This window comes from Acidovorax sp. LjRoot117 (assembly GCF_964252695.1).
In the GTDB taxonomy this organism is placed as follows: Bacteria; Pseudomonadota; Gammaproteobacteria; order Burkholderiales; family Burkholderiaceae_C; genus Acidovorax.
The window spans coordinates 690990-709945 of sequence record NZ_CAXUPO020000001.1 but is presented as its reverse complement, the minus strand read 5'-3'; the positions used below and the strand labels follow the sequence as shown (position 1 = coordinate 709945).

Sequence of the window (18956 nt, the reverse complement as noted above, 5' to 3'; positions counted from 1 at the left end):
GAATACTTGGGGTTTTGAAGGTGCAGTGTTAGCCTTGTTCGTATATCTCTGCAATGAACTCAACGATCGAACCATGACCAGCGACAGTGCCCCTGCCGTGATCTGCACCGTGGACGTGGTGCTGCTGACCCTGGAGCAGAGCCAGCTGAAGGTGGCCCTGGTGCGCCGTGAGCGGGCGCCGTTCGCCCAGGCGCTGGCCTTGCCCGGCGGCTACATCCATGCGCAGGACGATGTGGACACGCAGGCCAGCGCCGCCCGCGTGCTGCGCGACAAGGCGGGCCTGGAGAGCCCGTACCTGGAGCAGTTGGCCACGTTCTCGGGCGCGGTGCGGGACCCGCGGGGCTGGTCCGTGGCGGTGGCGTACTGCGCGCTGGTGCCGCCCGAGACGCTGGCCCAGGCCGAGGGCCGCGTGGAGCTGGTGGCGGTGGATGCACTGCCGCCCCTGCCGTTCGACCACCGCCAGATCATCGACACCGCCGTGCAGCGCGTGCGCAGCAAGAGTCAGTATTCGTCGCTGCCGGTGCACCTGTGTGCCGAGCCCTTTACGCTGCCTCAACTGCAGGCCGTCTACGAAGCGCTGCTGGGCGAGGCCATCAACAAGGTGAGCTTTCGCCGCAAGGTGGACGAGCTGGCCATGCTGGAGCCCGTGCCCGGCGCCCTGCAGACGGGTGGTGCGCACCGGCCCGCACAGCTGTACCGGGTGCGGCCGGCGTACCGGCGCAGCCTGTCGCTGAGCGCGCGCGGCTTGTAAGCAGTTTTTTGCCAGTGCCAAACTGCGGGCCCGGGCCATCGGTGTGCCGTGTGTGTTGCGCTGGGGCACGGTGGCAGAAAGTGTTGGACCGCCCCTGCAAAATCTGGCACAAACGCAGGCTTTGACGAGGGAGTGGCGTGCGCTGGCAGCCGCCCCGCGTGCAGCGGCGGCCCACGCCGTACCCATAACAAGCCGGCCACCCACGCTGGCACCCGAGGGAAATCCATGTCTTTGCGGCTGAAATTCAACCTGGTGCTGGCAGCCGTGCTGCTGCTCGCACTGGTCGGTGCGGGAGCCTATGTGCATCGCTTCCTGCAGAAGTCGGCCATCGAGGAGGTGCAGCACAACTCGCAGATCATGATGCACGCCGCCATGGCCATCCGGGACTACACCACCGAGCTGGTCAAGCCGCACCTGGACGTGACGCTGGCCGAGAAATTCCTGCCGCAGACCGTGCCCGCCTACGCCGCCACCGAAACCCTGCGCCGCCTGCAGGGCCGCTTCGCCGGCTACGAGTACAAGGAGGCGGTGCTCAACCCCACCAACCTGCGCGACCGCGCCAACGAGTGGGAGGAGCGCATCATCAGCGACTTCCGCGAAGGCCGCGTGGACGTGAAGAAAGAGGTGACGGGCGAAGTGGGCGAGGGCATGCACCGCGCCATGTACGTGGCCCGGCCCATCACCATCAAGCAGGCCCAGTGCATGGCCTGCCACAGCACACCGGCTGCTGCGCCGCCGACCATGCTCAAGATCTATGGCGACAAGAACGGCTTTGGCTGGGGCATGAACGAGACGGTCGGCATCCAGGTGGTGAAGGTGCCGATGTACTTCCCGCTGGAGAAGGCGCGCCAGACGTTCTACACCGTGATGGGCGCGCTGCTGGCCAGCTTCGTGCTGTTGTTCGTGGTGCTCAACCTGTCGCTCTCGTCGCTGGTGATCGAGCCCATGGCCCGGCTCAACGCCAAGCTGGAGGACCTGGCCACCAAGGACTTCCTGACCGACCTGGTGAACCGCCGCCGGTTCTTCGAGCGGCTGGAAACCGAAATGGCCGACACGCGCATCAAGAAGAGCCACCTGTCGGTGGTGATGTTCGACATCGATTTCTTCAAGCGCATCAACGACACATTCGGCCACGACTCGGGCGACGTGGTGCTCAAGAGCACTGCGCTGCGGGTGCGCGAACTGCTGCGCACCTCGGACTGCGCCGCACGCTTTGGCGGCGAGGAGTTCATCATCCTGCTCAAGGAAACGCCGGTGGACGCCGCGATGGCCATGGCCGAGGCGGTGCGCGCACGCATTGCCGGAGCGCCGTTCGATTCGGTGGGGCATGTGAGCGCAAGTTTTGGCGTGGCCACCTGGGACCACCACGAAGACGCCCACGCCCTCATCAAGCGCGCAGACACCGCGCTGTATGTGGCCAAGTCCAAGGGCCGCAACTGCGTGGTGCAGGCCGAGGAAGCCACAGCCTGACCACCTCTGGAGCGCTGTGCTCAGGCCTGTGCAGGGCGCGGAGCGCAGCAGCTGGGCCGTGGCTGCCTGCGTCGCGCCGCTTGGGCCCTGCGACGCGACAACAGCTCCTCAGGCCGTCGTGGTCTTGGCTTCTTCGTAGGTCGCCAGGTATTCCTTGGCGAGCTGCGTCTTTTGCTTTTCGGTCAGCAACTTGCCCGCCATCTGGAAGAACTTGTGTTCCTCTTCTTTCAGGTGGTGTTCGACCTTTTCAGCGAGCTTCTTGGCCAGCGGCAGCCACGCGGGCGTTGCAGGGTCGGCCTCTTCGATGGATTCCACCAGCTCATCGAGTTCGTGGTGTTCCGAGATCGCGTGGCGCGACAGATCCACGCCGGCATCGTGCGCCATCAGCGGAATGTAGAAATGCCGCTCTTCGCCCAGCTCGTGCGCGAGCAGTTCGGTTTTGAGCTGCTCGAACAGTTCGTGCCGCTCGGGCGTGTCGCCGCTGGTGTCGACCAGCTGCTTGCACAGCTCGCGTTGCCGTTCATGGCTTTCGCGCAGTGCTTCAAAGATGTTGAGTGCCATGGGAGTCCTGATTTCTTGTGTCGATCGTGGGGTGAAGCCGGCGGTGCGGTTACTTCAGCGCCTTGCGCGCTGCACCTACGCCCACGGCAGCAAGGATCACGAACACCACGGCGATGATCAAGAAGATCACGAACAGCACCTTGGCAATGCCTGCGGCGCCGGCAGCCACGCCGGTGAAGCCCAGTGCACCTGCAACCAGGGAGATCAGGGCAAAAATGATGGCGTACTTCAGCATGATGGTCGCTCCTAGCGGGGGTTGAAGAGCAGCCCGGGGCTGCGTGAGGGTGTGCTGGAACGATACCGGCGGGGCCTGGGCACAGCCGTCAGCATGGGCGGGATGCGGGTGTAGGAGAGAGTCGCTGGGGCAAGGTTTGCGCGGACCTGGTGTTTGGTGAGCAGGCAAAAGAAAAGCCGCAACGCGGGGCGTTGCGGCTTTGATGGGACTGTGGGGGGCCAGGATGCGGCGGCGGGGGTATCCGTACCTTGGTCTACGTTCACATCGCTGCGCGATATGAGCTTCGCCCGAAGACCGATACCGCGCAAGGAGCGCGGCGGGCTTTACAGCCCGGCTGCCGCACGCAGTGCGGCAGCTTTATCGGTCTTCTCCCAGCTGAACTCGGGTTCTTCCCGGCCGAAGTGGCCATACGCAGCCGTCTTTTCGTAGATCGGGCGCAGCAGGTCGAGCATCTGGATGATGCCCTTGGGGCGCAGGTCGAAGTGCTCGCGCACCAGTTCGGCCAGGCGCTCGTCCGGGACCACGCCGGTGCCTTCGGTGTAGACCGTGATGTTCATCGGCTCGGCCACGCCGATGGCGTACGCCACCTGGATCTGGCACTGGCGCGCCAGGCCGGCAGCCACGATGTTCTTGGCCACGTAGCGGGCGGCGTAGGCGGCCGAGCGGTCCACCTTTGTGGGGTCCTTGCCGCTGAAGGCACCGCCGCCGTGCGGGCAGGCACCGCCGTAGGTGTCCACGATGATCTTGCGGCCGGTCAGGCCGCAGTCGCCCTGGGGGCCACCGATGACGAAGCGGCCGGTGGGGTTGATCAGGTAGCGGGTGTTCTGCAGCCATTCCTTGGGCAGCACGGGCTTGATGATCTCTTCGATGATGGCTTCGGTGAACGAGGCCTTCATCTTGGTCTGGGTTTCGCTCTGGTCGGGGTGGTGCTGCGTGGACAGCACCACGGTGTCGATACTGTGGGGCTTGCCGTCCACGTAGCGCATCGTGACTTGCGACTTGGCATCGGGGCGCAGGAAGGGCAGGCGGCCGTCCTTGCGCAGCTGGGCCTGGCGCTCCACCAGGCGGTGGGCGTAGTAGATGGGCGCGGGCATCAGCTCGGGCGTCTCGTCGCAGGCGTAGCCGAACATCAGGCCCTGGTCGCCGGCGCCGGTGTTCAGGTGGTCGTCGGACGCGTGGTCCACGCCCTGGGCGATGTCGTTGGACTGCTTGTCGTAGGCCACCAGCACGGCGCAGCCCTTGTAGTCGATGCCGTAGTCGGTGTTGTCGTAGCCGATGCGCTTGATGGTGTCGCGCGCCACCTGGATGTAGTCCACGTGGGCATTGGTGGTGATCTCGCCCGCCAGCACCACGAGGCCGGTGTTGGTCAGCGTTTCGGCGGCGACGCGAGAGCGGGGGTCTTCCTTGAAGATCGCATCGAGGATCGCATCCGAGATCTGGTCGGCCACCTTGTCGGGGTGGCCTTCGGACACGGATTCCGAGGTAAAGAGAAAGTCGTTCGCCATTTGAATAAACTCCTGTGTTCCGGCATTTGGGGCGTTGCCCTCACCCCGAAGGAGCTGTGGCGAACGCTTTAGCAGATTTTTTTAACGTCGCCCTGCAAGTTGCTCATTTAACTCAGCGACCCCGTTATTTTAATGCCAGTCGTGTTCCGTTTATTTTCTGTGTTCCCGCTGTGGTTGCTGCACGCCCTCGGCGCGGCGATGGGCTGGGTGGCGTTTGCGGCGTCGCCCACGTACCGGCGGCGCTTTCTGGCCAACGTGGCGCTGGCGGGCTATCCGTTCGGCGCGGTGCGTGCCGCCGTGGCACACGCGGGCCGCATGGTGACCGAGTTGCCCCGCCTGTGGCTGGGCGCGCCCATGCCGTGCCGGCTGGAGGGCGAGGCGTGTGTCGAGGCGGCCTATGCGGCCGGCAAGGGCATCGTGTACCTCACGCCGCACCAGGGGTGCTTTGAGCTGTCGGCCCAGGCGGCCGCGCGCCGCTGGAGCGCCGAGCGCGGCCCCATCACCGTGCTGTACCGCCCTGCGCGCCAGGCCTGGCTGGCCAAGGTGATGGAGACCGCGCGCAACCGCCCCGGCATGCTGGCCGTGCCCACCACGCTGGCGGGGGTGCGCCAGATGATCAAGGCCCTGCGCCGCGGCGAGGCCGTGGGCCTGCTGCCCGACCAGGTGCCGCCCGACGGGCAGGGGTTGTGGTCGCCCTTTTTCGGCCGCGATGCCTACACCATGACCCTGGCCGCGCGGCTGGCGCAGCAGACGGGCGCGGCGGTGGTGCTGGCGCGGTGCGAGCGGCTGTCCTGGGGCCGTGGCTACGTCACCCATTTCGAGCCGCTGCCGGCGCCGCTGTCGGCCGACATGGATCAGGCCTTGCTGCAGATCAACCAGGCCATGGAACACCTCATCTGCCAGTGCCCCGAGCAGTACCTGTGGGGCTACGCCCGCTACAAGCAGCCCCGTGCCGAGGCCGCGCCGCCGGCTGCACCGGCTCCGGAGACCGCAGCATGACCGGCCGCCTGGGCGTGTGGTTCATGCGGGTGCTGGCACTGCTGCCGCTGCCGGTGCTGCGGGGCCTGGGCTGGCTGCTGGGGCAGGTGGCCTTTGTGCTGGCGGCGCCCCGGCGGCGGGTGGCGCTGCGCAATCTGGCGCTGTGTTTTCCGGACTGGACGGAGGCGCGCCGCCGCGCGGTGGCGCGGGCGAGTTTCGTGGCGTTTTGTCAGACCTGGCTCGACCGCAGCTGGCTGTGGGCCGCGCCGCGCGAGGTGGTGGAGCGGCGCGTCGTGCTCAAAGGCGCCATCCACGAGCTGGAGGGCGACACGCCCACCATCCTGTTCGCGCCGCATTTCTACGGCATGGATGCGGGCGGCCTGGCGCTGCCGTTGCATTCCAGCCGCGCATTCACCTCCATCTTCGCCACCCACCCGGACCCCGCCGTGGACGCCTGGTTCATGGCGGGGCGCCAGCGTTTCGGCGATGTGCGCATGCTCAACCGGTCTCACGGCGTGAAGCCCATCATCGCCAACCTGCGCCAGGGCGGCCTGCTGTACCTGCTGCCCGACATGGACTATGGCCGCAACGATTCGGTGTTCGTGCCGTTCTACGGCGTGACCACCGCGACCATCCCGTCGCTGTCGCGGTTTGCGCGGCTGGGGCGTGCCAAGGTGGTCGGGGTGTATTCGCGCATGACGCCCACCGGCTACGTGGCCGAGGTGTCGCCCGCGTGGGCGAACTTCCCCACCGACGACGTCGATGCCGACACCGAGCGCATGAACCGCGAGCTGCAGGCCGTGATCGACACCATGCCCGAGCAGTACTACTGGGTGCACAAGCGCTTCAAGACGCGGCCCGAGGGCGAGCCAGGTTTGTATTGATTCCCCACTGAGCCGCCTGCGGCGTCTTCCCTCTCCGGGGGCCGCCACCCGTGGCCTGGCAGAGCCGGTTCCACGGTGGCACTGGCCTGGGGTGCGCCAGTGGGCAAGATGGCAGATGCTCACGAAAATGGCCGCTGGCGCTTGTCTGCCAAGCGCCGGCAGCTATCAATTTGATTGCAAAAACCGGCGCAGCTCCAGCGCCACGCGCTCCGGGTGCTCGTGCACGACCCAGTGCGAGGCCTGCTCCACCTTGTGGATCTGCAGCTGCGGTATCCAGCCCGGCAGTCCGTCGAGCAGACCGGGCAGCAGGGCCGGGTCGTCCATGGCCCAGAGCACCAGCGTGGGCACGGCGACCGTGAGCATGGACTCGGGCAGCGTGATCGCTTGCGCGCCGGGCTCCCCGTCCCGTGGCGGGCGGATGGGGCTGGCACGGTAGTAGTTGCACGCGCCCGTCAGGCCCTGCTGCCACAGCCTGCGGTACTGGGCGCGCACGCTCTCGGTGAGCCACGCCGGGGCGCGGCCCTGGGGGTCGTCGAAGAAGCCGAACAGGCGGCGGAAGTCGTTCTCGGCCAGCAGGGCTTCGGCGTCCGGCCTGCACAGGAAGTGCATGTACTCGCTGGCGGCCTGCTGCGCCGGGTTGTGCGCCAGCTCGCGCACGAAGGCACCGGGGTGCGGCGAGTTGACGATGGCCAGGCGCTTCATCAACTGCGGTTGCTGGTTGGCCAGGTTCCAGGCCACGGCGCCGCCCCAGTCGTGCGCCACCAGGCATTCGAGCGGCGCCTGCGGCGACTCGGCGGCGATGAGCGCCACCAGGTCCTGCACCAGGTGCTTGGCGCGGTAGGCCTCGACCTCGGCGGGGCTGCTGGAGGCGCCGAACCCCCGCAGGTAGGGGGCGATGCAGCGGTAGCCGCCATTCTCGGGCCGCGCAAAGTACGCCAGCTGCTCGTCCCAGATGAACGCGCCTTCGGGGAATCCGTGCAGAAACAGCAGCACGGGCCGGCCGGCCACGCCGCTCACGCGGCAGTGCAGGGTGATGCCGTGGGGCAGGGCGACGGAGCGGGTCTGGATCATGGCGCTATGAATTGAATAGCTGATAGCGCCCGTTGGATCAGCGCTAAGGCCTAGTTTTGCTGAGAATCCTCAAGCGCATCCGACGTGGCGCTGGCGGTGGCGGGGCCATCGGCAGGCAACGCGGCGGGGGCGCCGGGCTGCACCGGGTGCGCCCACTGCCACAGCAGCTGCGCCACCTCGTCCACGCCCTGCTTCTTGAGGGCCGAAAACATCATCACATCTCCGCCCGCCGCGTTCAGTCGCGTAATCGACAGGACCCTGGCTTGCTCGGAGCGTGTGAGCTTGTCCGCCTTGGTCAGCACGATGAGGAATTTGAGGCCTTCCTCGACGCGGGGGCGCAGCACTTCGAGCAGCGCCTCGTCCAGCTCGGTCAAGCCCAGGCGCGGGTCGCACAGCAACACGATGCCCGTGAGCCCGGGGCGGCTGACCAGGTAGTTGACCATCACCTGCTGCCAGCGCAGCTTGTCCGAGCGCGACACCTTTGCGTAGCCGTAGCCGGGCAGATCCGCCAGTACCGCATCGGTCACGCCGTGCTTGCCCAGCGAGAACAGGTTGATGTGCTGCGTGCGCCCCGGCCTTTTGGAGGCGAACGCCAGCTGCTTTTGCTGGGTGAGCGTGTTGATGCAGGTGGATTTGCCCGCATTGGAGCGGCCCACGAAGGCGATCTCGGGCACGTGGATGGGCGGCAGGTGGTGCAGCTGGGCGGCCGTGGTGAGGAACCTGGCCGTGTGCATCCAGCCCATGGCGATCTTCGCGTCGGGTGCGGGCGGGAGGGAGCCAGCAACTGGCGCAGTGGGGGAGGTCGTCATGGAGTATTGGGTTACGAGAGAGCCTCATTGTAGAATCGCGAGGTTTTTGCGCCCATAACATAGACCCTCGATATGAAGTTGCTTGCCTCCTTGTTGACAGCTGCCGCATTGGCAGCACCTGTTTTCTCGGCCTTTGCAGCGGGGGAAGCTCCTGCGGCACCGCCCAAGGCGGCCAAGCCCGATCTGGTCAAAGGCGAGGCCAGCTTCACGGCTGTGTGCGCAGCCTGCCATGGCGCCGATGGCAACTCTGCCATCGCAGCCAACCCCAAGCTGTCGCAGCAGCACCCTGAATACCTGGTCAAGCAACTGCAGGAGTTCAAGTCCGGCAAGCGCAACGACCCCGTCATGAAGGGCTTCGCCTCGGCCCTGTCGGACGAGGACATGAAGAACATCGCCTACTGGGTGACCTCCAAGACCGCCAAGCCTGGTTTCGCAAAGGACAAGGAACTGGTCTCGCTGGGCGAGCGCATCTACCGCGGCGGCATCGCCGACCGCAACATCGCCGCCTGCGCCGGCTGCCACAGCCCCAATGGCGCCGGCATCCCGGCCCAGTACCCCCGCCTGTCGGGCCAGCATGCCGACTACACCGTCAAGCAGCTGGTGGAGTTCCGTGAAGGCAAGCGCGCCAACAGCATCCAGATGACGCAAGTGGCCGCCAAGCTGAACGACAAGGAAATCAAGGCCGTGTCGGATTACATCGCCGGCCTGCGCTGATTGATCCTCGTCAACCCACGGCGGCTTTTTTAAGGGCGCCGCACGGAACCTACCGCCAATAACAACCCCAAAAAGGGCGGGTCCATCGCACGGATGGCCCCGCCCTTTTTGCTTTCCACTTCCCGCGCCTCGCAGCCCCCGCTCTTTCTCCTCTTCATCCATGTCCGACAACACCCAGGGCCTTCGCGTCCAGTCTGGTTCAGCAGCCCTGCGCGCCGGGGTCGAACTGCTGTCCTCCATGCGGTTCGCGATCTCGCTGCTGACGGTGATCTGCATCGCTTCGGTGATCGGCACGGTGCTCAAGCAGCATGAGCCGGCGGTCAACTACGTCAACCAGTTCGGGCCATTCTGGGCCGAGCTGTTCGGCGCCATCCAGCTCAACGCGGTGTACAGCGCCTGGTGGTTCCTGCTCATCCTGGCGTTCCTGGTGACCAGCACCTCGCTGTGCATCGCGCGCAACACGCCCAAGATCCTCACGGACCTCAAGGTCTACAAGGAAAACATCCGCGAGCAGAGCCTCAAGGCCTTTCACCACAAGGCCGAGGCCGACCTGAACGAGTCGGCCGAAGCCGAGGCGCGCCGCATCGGCACCATGCTGGCCGGCGGCGGCTGGAAGGTGCGCCTGCAGCAGCGCGATACGGCGGCCGGCCCGGGCACGGGCTGGATGGTGGCGGCCAAGGCGGGCGCGGCCAACAAGCTCGGGTACATCGCGGCGCACAGCGCCATCGTGCTGGTGTGCCTGGGCGGGCTGCTGGACGGCGACCTCATCGTGCGGGCCCAGATGCTGCTGGGCGGCAAGACGCCCTACCAGGGCGGCGGCCTGATCGCCGACGTGAAGCCCGAGCATCGCCTGTCCGAGCGCAACCCCACGTTCCGGGGCAACCTGCTCGTGGCCGAAGGCACGCAGTCGAGCACGGCCATCCTGAACCAGTCCGACGGTGTGCTGCTGCAGGACTTGCCGTTCGCCATCGAGCTCAAGAAATTCATCGTGGAGCACTACTCCACCGGCATGCCCAAGCTGTTTGCCAGCGAGATCGTCATCCACGACAAGGCCACGGGCGAGAAGACCCCGGCGCGCGTCGAGGTGAACCACCCGGCCAGCTACAAAGGCATCGAGATCTACCAGTCGAGCTTCGACGACGGCGGCTCGCACCTGAAGATGCGTGCCGTGCCCATGGTGGCGGGTGCCAAGCCGTTCGACATCGAGGGCGTGGTGGGCAACTCCACCGAGCTCACCAACAAGGGCGGCGGCCCGGGCAGCGACAAGCTCACGCTCGAATTCACCGCGCTGCGCACCATCAACGTGGAGAACTTCGCGGGCGCCGGCCCCGGCAGCACGGGCGTGGATGTGCGCAAGGTCGACCTGCGCGAATCGGTGGAGTCGCGCCTGGGCGCGGCCAACAAGACGGTGACCAAGAAAGAGTTGCGCAACGTGGGCCCCAGCGTGAGCTACAAGCTGCGCGACGCCGCAGGCCAGGCCCGCGAGTTCCACAACTACATGCTGCCGGTGGACACCGGCGATGGCGCGCCCGTGTTCCTGTTGGGCGTGCGCGAGACACCGTCCGAGCCGTTCCGCTACCTGCGCGTGCCGGCCGATGATGCGGGCAGCATGGATGGCTTTCTGCGCATGAAGGCCGCCCTGGCCGACCCGGAGGCCCGCGAGGTGGCCGTGCGCCGCTATGTGGCGCAGGCCATCGACGCCTCGCGCCCCGAGCTGGCCGAGCAGCTGCGGCAGTCTGCATCCCGCGCGCTGGCGCTGTTCGCGGGCCGGGGCATGGTCGATGGCAAGCCCACCGGCGGCCTGCAGGCGGTGTCGGACTTCATGGAAGCCAACGTGCCCGAGGCCGAGCGCGCGCGCGCCGGCGAAGTGCTGGTGCGCATCCTGAACGGCACGCTGTTCGAATTGGCGCAGCTGTCGCGCCAGCGCGCCGGCCTGCCGCCGCTGCCGCAGGATGAAAAGACCCAGGGTTTCATGACGCAGGCGGTGCTGTCGCTGTCCGACGCGCAGATCTACCCCGCACCGCTGGTGTTCGAGCTCAAGGACTTCACGCAGGTGCAGGCCAGCGTGTTCCAGGTGGCGCGCGCCCCGGGCAAGAACATCGTCTATCTGGGCTGCGCCTTGCTGATCCTGGGCGTTTTCGCCATGCTCTACGTCCGCGAGCGCCGCGTATGGGTCTGGCTCGCCCCCCGCGACGGTGATGGCACGCGCAGCCACGCCGTCATGGCCCTGTCGACCAATCGAAAAACCATGGACGGCGACCATGAGTTCGTCCAGCTTGCACAGAAACTGATCGGGGCCACCAAGGCCCCGGAAGGCACCGCATGAACACCGCCACCCGCAACACGACCACCGTGATCACCCTGAACGAGGGGTTCTTCGCCCGCCGCAACTGGTTCGACTGGCTGTTTGCCGCCATCGTCGTGGCAGGGGGGCTGTATGCGCTCCAGCGCTACGGCAGCTTCATGGATGTGTACGAGAAGGGTATCCTGCTGGGCGCCATCCCGTGCACCATCTGGCTGTGCTGGTTCTGGCGCCCGCTGCGCGTGCTGCTGCTGGTGGTGGCGGCGGTGGCGCTGATGGCCATCGGCCTGTACCAGCAGGACGGCGCGGGCAGCCTGGCGCGTGCCGACACGGTGTTCGGCCTCAAGTACTTCCTGTCCAGCCAGTCCGCCATTTTGTGGATGAGCATGCTGTTCTTCATGAGCACCATCTTCTACTGGGTGGGCATGTTCTCGCGCGGCGAAGGCCGCACGATGAGCCTGCTGGGCTCGCGCATCGCCTGGGTGGCGGTGGCCATGGCGCTCATCGGCACGCTGGTGCGCTGGTACGAGAGCTACCTCATCGGCCCGGACATCGGCCACATCCCGGTAAGCAATCTGTACGAGGTGTTCGTGCTGTTCTGCTGGATGACCGCAGCGTTCTACCTGTACTACGAGCAGCAGTACGACACGCGGGCCCTGGGCGGCTTCGTGATGCTGGTGGTGAGCGCGGCGGTGGGCTTTCTGCTCTGGTACACCGTGGTGCGCGAGGCGCACGAGATCCAGCCCCTGGTGCCGGCCCTGAAAAGCTGGTGGATGAAGCTGCACGTGCCCGCCAACTTCATCGGGTACGGCACCTTCGCGCTGGCTGCCATGGTGGCCTTTGCCTACCTGATCAAGCAGCAGGCCACCGAAACCCGCTGGTACAAGCTGGCCCCGCTGTGGCTGCTGGGCGTGGTGCTGTGCTTCGAGCCCATCGTCTTCCGCCAGGGTGCCACCGAGAACGGCGGCAGCTACTGGATGGTGTACTTCGGCATCTCCGCGCTTATCGTCGCGGGCATCCTGCTGGGCCGCAAGCGCATCGCGGCGCGCCTGCCGTCGTTCGAGATCCTGGACGACGTGATGTACAAGTCCATCGCCGTGGGCTTTGCGTTCTTCACCATCGCCACCGTGCTGGGCGCCCTGTGGGCGGCCGAGGCCTGGGGCGGCTACTGGAGCTGGGACCCGAAGGAGACCTGGGCGCTGATCGTCTGGCTCAACTACGCGGCCTGGCTGCACATGCGCCTGATGAAGGGGCTGCGGGGCACCCTGTCGGCCTGGTGGGCGCTGGTCGGCCTGGCGGTGACCACGTTCGCCTTTCTGGGCGTGAACATGTTCCTGTCGGGGCTGCACAGCTACGGCACGCTGTAAGAAGAACAACAGGGCGCCATTCCCCCGGGGTATGGCGTGGTGCGAATGGGTGGTGCGGTCGGCGCGATGGAAACTATTGCGTCTTCGGTGTAACCTGAGCGGTACAGGGAACGAACTAGCAGTTGTTCTGCTCTATCGTCACACTGTTTCAACCCGAGAACACCGGAGACCGCCATGCTGATCCCGCCCCGCGACAAAGGCTTCAACCACCCGCACTCCTCGGAGATCACGCCGCGCTCGGTCTACGAGGACCGGCGCCAGATGCTGCGCCTGATGGCCGGTGGTGCCGCAGGCGCTGCCCTGGCGGCCTGGGCAGGGCGCGAGGCCATGGCGCAGGCGGCGGCAGTGCCCAAGCCCGGCAAGCTGGCCGCGCTGGCCAGCACCCGGTCGACGGTGGCCGGGGCCGTTACCATGGAAAAGCTCACCGACTACAAGGACGCGAGCACCTACAACAACTTCTATGAATTCGGCACCGACAAGGCAGACCCTGCCCGCAATGCCCACACCCTGAAGACCACCCCCTGGACGGTGGAAGTCGAGGGCCTGGTCAAGAAGCCGGGCAAGTACAGCATCGAAGACCTGCTCAAGCTGAGCGCGCAGGAAGAGCGCATCTACCGCCTGCGCTGCGTGGAGGGCTGGTCCATGGTGGTGCCGTGGGTGGGGTATTCGCTGGCCGAGCTGATCAAGCGCGTGGAGCCCCAGGGCAGCGCCAAGTACGTGGAGTTCGTGACGCTGGCAGACAAGGCGACCATGCCCTTTGTCGGCTCTCGCGTGCTGGACTGGCCGTATGTGGAAGGTTTGCGCATGGACGAAGCCATGCATCCGCTTACCTTGCTGAGCTTCGGCATGTATGGCGAGGTGCTGCCCAACCAGAACGGCGCGCCGGTGCGCTTGGTGGTGCCATGGAAATACGGCTTCAAGAGCGCCAAGAGCCTGGTCAAGATCCGCTTCGTCGAGAAGGAACCAGGCACGGCCTGGAACAAGGCGGCCAAGCAGGAGTACGGCTTTTACTCCAACGTGAACCCCGAAGTGGACCACCCCCGCTGGAGCCAGGCCACCGAGCGGCGCATCGGCGAAGACGGCCTGTTCGCCAAGAAGCGCAAGACGCTGATGTTCAACGGCTATGAAGCCCAGGTCGGCCAGCTGTACGCGGGCATGGACCTCAAGAAGTTCTACTGAACTGCGGGCGCCGGGCAGGGCCACCGACCAGCGCCCCGCTCGGCCTCGCCTCCCAGCTACACACCGGCACGACATTAAGTCTGTACGCCAGCACACCGATCCCCCAGCCTGGGCACCCCATGCGAAAACTCTTGCTTCATCCGGCCGCCAAGCCCGTGGTGTTCGTGCTGTGCCTGCTGCCACTGGCCTGGCTGGTGTATGCCACGGCCGCCAACCAGCTAGGCGCCAACCCGGCGGAGGCGCTGATCCGCGCCACCGGTGACTGGACGCTGCGTGCGCTGTGCCTGGTGCTGGCGGTGACGCCCGTGCGCGTCATCACTGCCACGCCGCAGCTGGCGCGGTTTCGGCGCATGCTGGGTTTGTTCGTGTTCTTCTACGCCGTGCTGCACCTGTTGAGCTACGCCTGGTTCGACATGGGGTTCGATCTGCCGGACATCCTGCGCGACATCGCCAAGCGGCCCTTCATCCTGGTGGGATCGCTGGCCTTGCTGCTGCTCACCCTGCTGGCGGCCACATCGTTCAACCGCGCCATCAAGGCCATGGGTGCGAAGCGCTGGCAGGCGCTGCACCGCACGGTCTATGCCGTGGCGGGGCTCGGCATCCTGCATTTCTTCTGGATGCGCGCCGGCAAGAACAACTTTGGCGAGGTCGCGGTGTATGCCGCCATTCTGGCCGCCTTGCTGGGCTGGCGGCTGTGGCACCGGCTGCGCAAGGACCGCGTTGCGGCCCACCGTGGCGGGGCCGCCAGCCGGCCTGCAACGCCGGCCGCACGCGCCAAATCCTGAAGAAGCGCAGCGGTTTGATTTGCTATTGAAATAATAGCTGGCAGCGCTTGACTATCAAGCGGTAGAGTGACTTTTGACACTTGAAGACCAGCTGCGCTAGCGCAATGGCTGGGCACGCATTTGCCGGCTCACCGGATCGATGTGGGCCGTGGGGATCTGGTAGGCCCGGTCGTCAAAGAGATCGATGCCGCACATCAGGTTCTCGATCCAGTCGAAGAAGTCGCCAATGGCCTTCTTGCCCATGATGGGAGCGCCATGCTGCGGCACCAGCATGGAAATTTCCAGCTTCCGCGCCATCTGTGTCCACAGACGCAGAATCTTGTTGGAGACCATGTAGCGGCGGTGGAACCCCTCCATGCGCGGGATGTGGGGCTTGAGGTCGGTAACCGGCACGCGCGCTTCGGCCCCCGACATCATCGACACCCCCAGGTCGCCCGTGAACAGAATGCGGCTGACCGGGTCGTAGAAGTGGAAATTGCCCTCGGAATGCATGAAGTGCGCCGGCAACAGCACCAGCTCATGGCGCCCCAGCGGCAGGTGGCCGCCGCTGTCGGGCACGCCGATCACGCGGTTTTCGGTCTTGCCGACCTTGGTGAAGTGGGGGGCAAACCGCTCCCACACGCGCGAGATCACCAGGTCCGCCTTGGTGCTGGTCATCCAGCGGTCCAGCGAAGCGATGATGTCCGGGTCCGCGTGGGATGCAATCAGGTAGGACAGCTTGTGCGGGGGGAAGTGCTTGGTCATCCCCATGAACAGCTCGTTGAAGGCCAGGTTCCCGCCCGGGTCGATGATGGCGCCCGTGTCGTCGTCCACGATCAGGAATTGATTGGCCTGCACGGCCTGGCCGTCTTCCTCGATCAGGTCGGTGAACATCAGACAAGCATGGTTCTTGTCGCGGTAGAGTTCCAGGGCCATGGCCATCCTGCAGTGCAATAAAGCACCGAATCTACGATGGCCCCTTCGCAACGTCCTTGATGGAAATCAAGGGTCAGAGGATTGATGCGCAGCGGGCTTGTCCGGGCTTGGCTGCGGCTGCACGTGCGCGTTCAGCGCGGGGTGGAGGCCGCAGCGGCTGGGGCCGGCGCGGTGGCCTCGGGCGCGGACGGGCTGGCGGAGCTGTCCGTATCGACACCTGCGCCGGTGCCGGTACTGCTGTTGATGTTCATGCTGCTGGGCGTGAGGGTTTGCGGGAGCGTGGCGCGCTGCGCTGCCGCAGGGTCGGTGGGCAGATACAGCGGCCCACGTTGACCACAACCGGCAAGCGCTGCCGCACTGGCAGCAAGGACAAGCGTCCTGACTAGAATTTGGGAAGCTTTCAACATGCGCAAATTGTAATGACCGACCTCGAATTCCTGGACCACGCCGAAAAACTGCTTCTCGCCGTCGAGCGCAGCTGTGATCGCATCAACGATGACACGGACGCCGATGTGGATGCGCAGCGGTCGGGCGGCATGGTGACGCTGACCTTCCCCAACCGCACCCAGATCGTGATCAACCTGCAACGGCCGCTGCACGAAGTATGGATGGCCGCCAAGTCCGGTGGCTACCACTACAAGTTTGACGGCACCGCTTGGCAGGACACCAAGGGCGCCGGCGACTTCTTCGCCTGCCTGACCCGTGATGCCACGCAGCAGTCCGGGATGCCGCTGCAGTTCACCGCCTGACGGGAAAACCAGCACGCCGGCAGCAGCAGCCCGCTGCGCTGAATGCAGGCGCTTCTGGCTGGCGGCCGTTCGCTGTCCGGCCACCAGTCCTTCGGGGAGTGCTCCGGGACTGTCAGTTGCGGAACAGATCGAGGATGCGGTTTCGCTCTTCGGTGGGCGGTGGTGCGTGGGGGGCCGCACCTGCGGGCGATGCGGCAGACCGGTCGTCCAGCCCCACATTCGCGACGCCTGCATTGCGGGCGTATTCTTCATAGAACCACTCGCCGCCCACGTTCACGACGCCTGGCGGCACCTTGGCCTCCATGACCGGCACGCCCTTGAGCGCCCGCTCCATGAAGCTGATCCACACCGGCAGGCTCAGGCCCCCGCCGGTTTCGCGGCTGCCCAGGTTGCGCGGCGTGTCGTAGCCGATCCAGGTGACTGCCGCGACGGTGGGCTGATAACCCGCAAACCACGCATCCACCGAGTCATTCGTCGTACCGGTCTTGCCATACAGGTCCGGGCGCTTGAGCGTGGCCTGCGCGCGGGCCGCCGTGCCAGAGCGCGTGACCTCCTGCAGCAGGCTGTTCATGATGAACGCATTGCGGGCGTCGATGGCGCGGGGTTGCTCGCTGGTCTCGGGTGGCGTGGTTTCTGAGATCACACGGCCCTTGTGGTCGGTCACCTTCGCGATCAGCCAGGGGTTCACGCGGTAGCCACCATTGGCAAACACGGAATAGGCGGTCGCCATCTGAAGCGGGGTGACCGACCCTGCACCCAGCGCCATCGTCAGATACGCCGGGTGCTTTTCAGCATCGAAGCCAAAGCGCGACACCCATTCCTGGGCCGTCTTGGGGCCGACCGCCTGCAGGATGCGGATCGAGATCATGTTCTTGGACTTGGCCAAGCCCGTGCGCATGCTCATCGGGCCGTCGTACTTGCCGTCGTAGTTCTTGGGCTCCCAAGGCTGGCCGCCCGTGGTGCCCGCATCGAAGAACAGCGGCGCGTCATTGATGACGGTGGCGGGCGTGAAGCCTTTTTCCAGCGCCGCGGAGTAGATGAAGGGCTTGAAGCTCGAGCCCGGCTGGCGCCATGCCTGCGCTGCATGATTGAACTTGTTCTTGTCGAAGTCGAAGCCGCCGACCAGAGCGCGAATTGCACCAGTGCGGGGGTCCAACGCCACGAGAGCACCTTCCACTTCAGGGAGCTGCGTGATTTCCCAGGCATTCTTGGGCGTCTTCACCACGCGGATCACCGCGCCACGCCGGATCTTGATGTTGGGCGGCGCCTTGTCGCTCAGGCCGGACTGCGCGGGCTTGAGGCCGTCGCCGGTGATTTCGAGGGTGTCGCCGTTGGCACGCGCCGCAACAATCTTGCGGGCCGACGCCTCCAGAACCACGGCAGACAGCACGTCGCCGTTGTCGGGGTGGTTGGCCAGCGCATCGTCGATGGCATCTTCCACCTCTTGAGCGCTGGTGGGCAGGGCCACGAACTTTTCAGGGCCGCGGTACTGCTGGCGCCGCTCGTAGTCCATGATGCCGCGGCGCAGGGACGTGTATGCGGCCTCCTGCTCTGCGGCATTGAGGGTGGTGTACACATTGAGGCCGCGGGTATAGGCCTCGTTGCCGTACTGCGTGAAGATGAGCTGGCGGGCCATTTCTGCCACGTACTCTGCATGCACGCGCGTGTTGTCGGGGCCCGAGCGGATCTTGAGCTGTTCCTTCTTGGCGGCCACGGCTTCTTCGGCGGTGATGAAGCCGTTCTCCTGCATGCGCTCGATGATGTAGAGCTGCCGCGAACGGGCGCGCTTGGGGTTGCTGATCGGGTTGTAGGCCGAAGGAGCCTTGGGCAAGCCGGCCAGCATCGCAGCTTCTGCAATCGATACTGATTTCAATGGTTTGCCGAAATAGGCCTCGGACGCCGCGGCAAAACCATAGGCTCGATTCCCCAGATAAATCTGGTTCATATAAATCTCGAGAATCTGATCCTTTGTCAATAAATGCTCGAGCTTGAACGTGAGTAAGATTTCGTAAATTTTGCGAGTAAATGTTTTTTCTGACGAAAGATAAACATTCCGCGCTACCTGCATTGTGATAGTCGAGGCGCCCTGGCTCTTCACGCGGCCGAGATTGGCCAGGCCTGCGCGCACGACACCCTTGTAGTCGACCCCTCCGTGCTGGAAGAAGCGGGCGTCCTCGATGGCGAGCACCGCGTCTTTCATGACCGTGGGGATTTCCTTGATGGGTGTCAGGTTGCGGCGTTCTTCGCCGAACTCGCCCAGCAAGGCTCCCTCGGAGGAGTAGACCCGCAAGGGCAGCTTGGGGCGGTAGTCCGCAAGGTCAGAGATGTCGGGCAGGTTGGGATAGGCCACCGCCAGGGCGACTGCAATGGTCAGGGCCAGCCCGAAGGCGCCGGCCAACGCCAGGCCTGCAGTCCAGGCGAAGGCAAGAAAGATCCAGCGAAGCCAAGTGGGGCGAGCGCGAGGGGCGGGGGAGTCCGACTTGTCGGAAGGCTTCGATGGAGAGGGCGACATATCGCTCCGAGGGGGTAAGACCGCCCATTATAAAAAATGCGTGTCCCTGGAAGGGGAAATCCTGTGTTCATGTAGTCCGATCGCCCGCCGAAAGGTGGGAAGTCGCCGCTGAACGGTGTTGCGCAGGGACTGAAAATCGTCTGCTTTTGGCAACGCTCCAACAACGTTA

The 18956-nt window shown here is 65.6% G+C and carries 17 protein-coding genes and 1 pseudogene; 10 read left to right on the top strand and 8 right to left on the bottom strand.

Annotated features, from left to right (window positions below):
- Positions 1-73: 73 nt before the first annotated feature.
- Positions 74-751, top strand: a complete 678-nt coding sequence (locus ACSQ3D_RS03415; protein ID WP_396503486.1) for an NUDIX hydrolase — start codon at positions 74-76, stop codon at positions 749-751.
- A gap of 225 nt (positions 752-976) precedes the next feature.
- Positions 977-2221: a diguanylate cyclase gene (locus tag ACSQ3D_RS03410; protein ID WP_396503487.1), complete on the top strand. Its 1245-nt coding sequence runs from the start codon at positions 977-979 to the stop codon at positions 2219-2221.
- A gap of 108 nt (positions 2222-2329) precedes the next feature.
- Here the strand turns inward: ACSQ3D_RS03410 and ACSQ3D_RS03405 are convergent, their stop codons facing one another.
- The 3 genes from ACSQ3D_RS03405 to metK form a co-directional block, all read right to left on the bottom strand.
- Positions 2330-2782, bottom strand: coding sequence for a hemerythrin domain-containing protein (locus ACSQ3D_RS03405; RefSeq protein ID WP_396503488.1), 453 nt, complete (start codon positions 2780-2782; stop codon positions 2330-2332).
- A 49-nt stretch (positions 2783-2831) separates the two neighbouring features.
- The gene (locus tag ACSQ3D_RS03400; RefSeq protein WP_056415285.1) at positions 2832-3017 is read right to left on the bottom strand and encodes a DUF1328 domain-containing protein; all 186 of its coding nucleotides are present in this window, start codon (positions 3015-3017) and stop codon (positions 2832-2834) included.
- A gap of 323 nt (positions 3018-3340) precedes the next feature.
- The gene (metK, locus tag ACSQ3D_RS03395; protein WP_056415287.1) at positions 3341-4522 is read right to left on the bottom strand and encodes a methionine adenosyltransferase; all 1182 of its coding nucleotides are present in this window, start codon (positions 4520-4522) and stop codon (positions 3341-3343) included.
- Positions 4523-4654: 132 nt separating this feature from the next.
- Here metK and ACSQ3D_RS03390 point away from each other — a divergent pair, with 132 nt between their 5' ends.
- Positions 4655-5521, top strand: coding sequence for a lysophospholipid acyltransferase family protein (locus ACSQ3D_RS03390; protein WP_436125923.1), 867 nt, complete (start codon positions 4655-4657; stop codon positions 5519-5521).
- A complete protein-coding gene (locus ACSQ3D_RS03385; RefSeq protein ID WP_056415292.1) occupies positions 5518-6384 on the top strand; it encodes a lysophospholipid acyltransferase family protein in 867 nt (288 codons plus the stop codon). The genes ACSQ3D_RS03390 and ACSQ3D_RS03385 overlap by 4 nt, the downstream gene beginning before the upstream one ends.
- 165 nt (positions 6385-6549) lie before the next feature.
- Here ACSQ3D_RS03385 and ACSQ3D_RS03380 read toward each other — a convergent pair whose 3' ends face one another.
- Both ACSQ3D_RS03380 and yihA read right to left on the bottom strand, forming a co-directional pair.
- Entirely contained in the window at positions 6550-7455 is a 906-nt protein-coding gene (locus tag ACSQ3D_RS03380) for an alpha/beta fold hydrolase (RefSeq protein ID WP_436125922.1), read from the bottom strand.
- 50 nt (positions 7456-7505) lie between these two features.
- Entirely contained in the window at positions 7506-8264 is a 759-nt protein-coding gene (yihA, locus tag ACSQ3D_RS03375) for a ribosome biogenesis GTP-binding protein YihA/YsxC (RefSeq protein ID WP_056415298.1), read from the bottom strand.
- A 72-nt stretch (positions 8265-8336) separates the two neighbouring features.
- Here yihA and ACSQ3D_RS03370 point away from each other — a divergent pair, with 72 nt between their 5' ends.
- From ACSQ3D_RS03370 to ACSQ3D_RS03350, 5 genes are all read left to right on the top strand, one after another.
- Positions 8337-8978 carry a c-type cytochrome gene (locus ACSQ3D_RS03370; protein ID WP_436125921.1) on the top strand — a complete coding sequence of 214 codons (642 nt, stop codon included), beginning with the start codon at positions 8337-8339 and terminating at the stop codon, positions 8976-8978.
- A gap of 160 nt (positions 8979-9138) precedes the next feature.
- The gene (locus ACSQ3D_RS03365; protein WP_436125920.1) at positions 9139-11304 is read left to right on the top strand and encodes a cytochrome c biogenesis protein ResB; all 2166 of its coding nucleotides are present in this window, start codon (positions 9139-9141) and stop codon (positions 11302-11304) included.
- The gene (gene ccsB, locus ACSQ3D_RS03360; protein ID WP_436125919.1) at positions 11301-12647 is read left to right on the top strand and encodes a c-type cytochrome biogenesis protein CcsB; all 1347 of its coding nucleotides are present in this window, start codon (positions 11301-11303) and stop codon (positions 12645-12647) included. The genes ACSQ3D_RS03365 and ccsB overlap by 4 nt, the downstream gene beginning before the upstream one ends.
- Positions 12648-12821: 174 nt before the next feature.
- Positions 12822-13826, top strand: coding sequence for a protein-methionine-sulfoxide reductase catalytic subunit MsrP (msrP, locus tag ACSQ3D_RS03355; RefSeq protein ID WP_056415311.1), 1005 nt, complete (start codon positions 12822-12824; stop codon positions 13824-13826).
- Between the two features lie 119 nt (positions 13827-13945).
- Positions 13946-14611 carry a sulfite oxidase heme-binding subunit YedZ gene (locus ACSQ3D_RS03350; RefSeq protein WP_436125918.1) on the top strand — a complete coding sequence of 222 codons (666 nt, stop codon included), beginning with the start codon at positions 13946-13948 and terminating at the stop codon, positions 14609-14611.
- 96 nt (positions 14612-14707) lie between these two features.
- On the opposite strand, the gene ACSQ3D_RS03345 is transcribed toward ACSQ3D_RS03350, so the two are convergent.
- Together ACSQ3D_RS03345 and ACSQ3D_RS03340 are read right to left on the bottom strand one after the other, a co-directional pair.
- Positions 14708-15526: an MBL fold metallo-hydrolase gene (locus ACSQ3D_RS03345; protein WP_056422884.1), complete on the bottom strand. Its 819-nt coding sequence runs from the start codon at positions 15524-15526 to the stop codon at positions 14708-14710.
- Positions 15527-15864: 338 nt separating this feature from the next.
- A pseudogene (locus ACSQ3D_RS03340) lies at positions 15865-15933 on the bottom strand (LPS translocon maturation chaperone LptM); the annotation flags it as partial.
- Positions 15934-15945: 12 nt separating this feature from the next.
- On the opposite strand from ACSQ3D_RS03340, the gene cyaY reads away from it, so the two are divergent.
- Positions 15946-16275, top strand: a complete 330-nt coding sequence (cyaY, locus tag ACSQ3D_RS03335) for an iron donor protein CyaY (protein ID WP_056415320.1) — start codon at positions 15946-15948, stop codon at positions 16273-16275.
- A gap of 112 nt (positions 16276-16387) precedes the next feature.
- On the opposite strand, the gene ACSQ3D_RS03330 is transcribed toward cyaY, so the two are convergent.
- Entirely contained in the window at positions 16388-18787 is a 2400-nt protein-coding gene (locus ACSQ3D_RS03330) for a penicillin-binding protein 1A (protein WP_436125917.1), read from the bottom strand.
- Positions 18788-18956 lie beyond the last annotated feature (169 nt).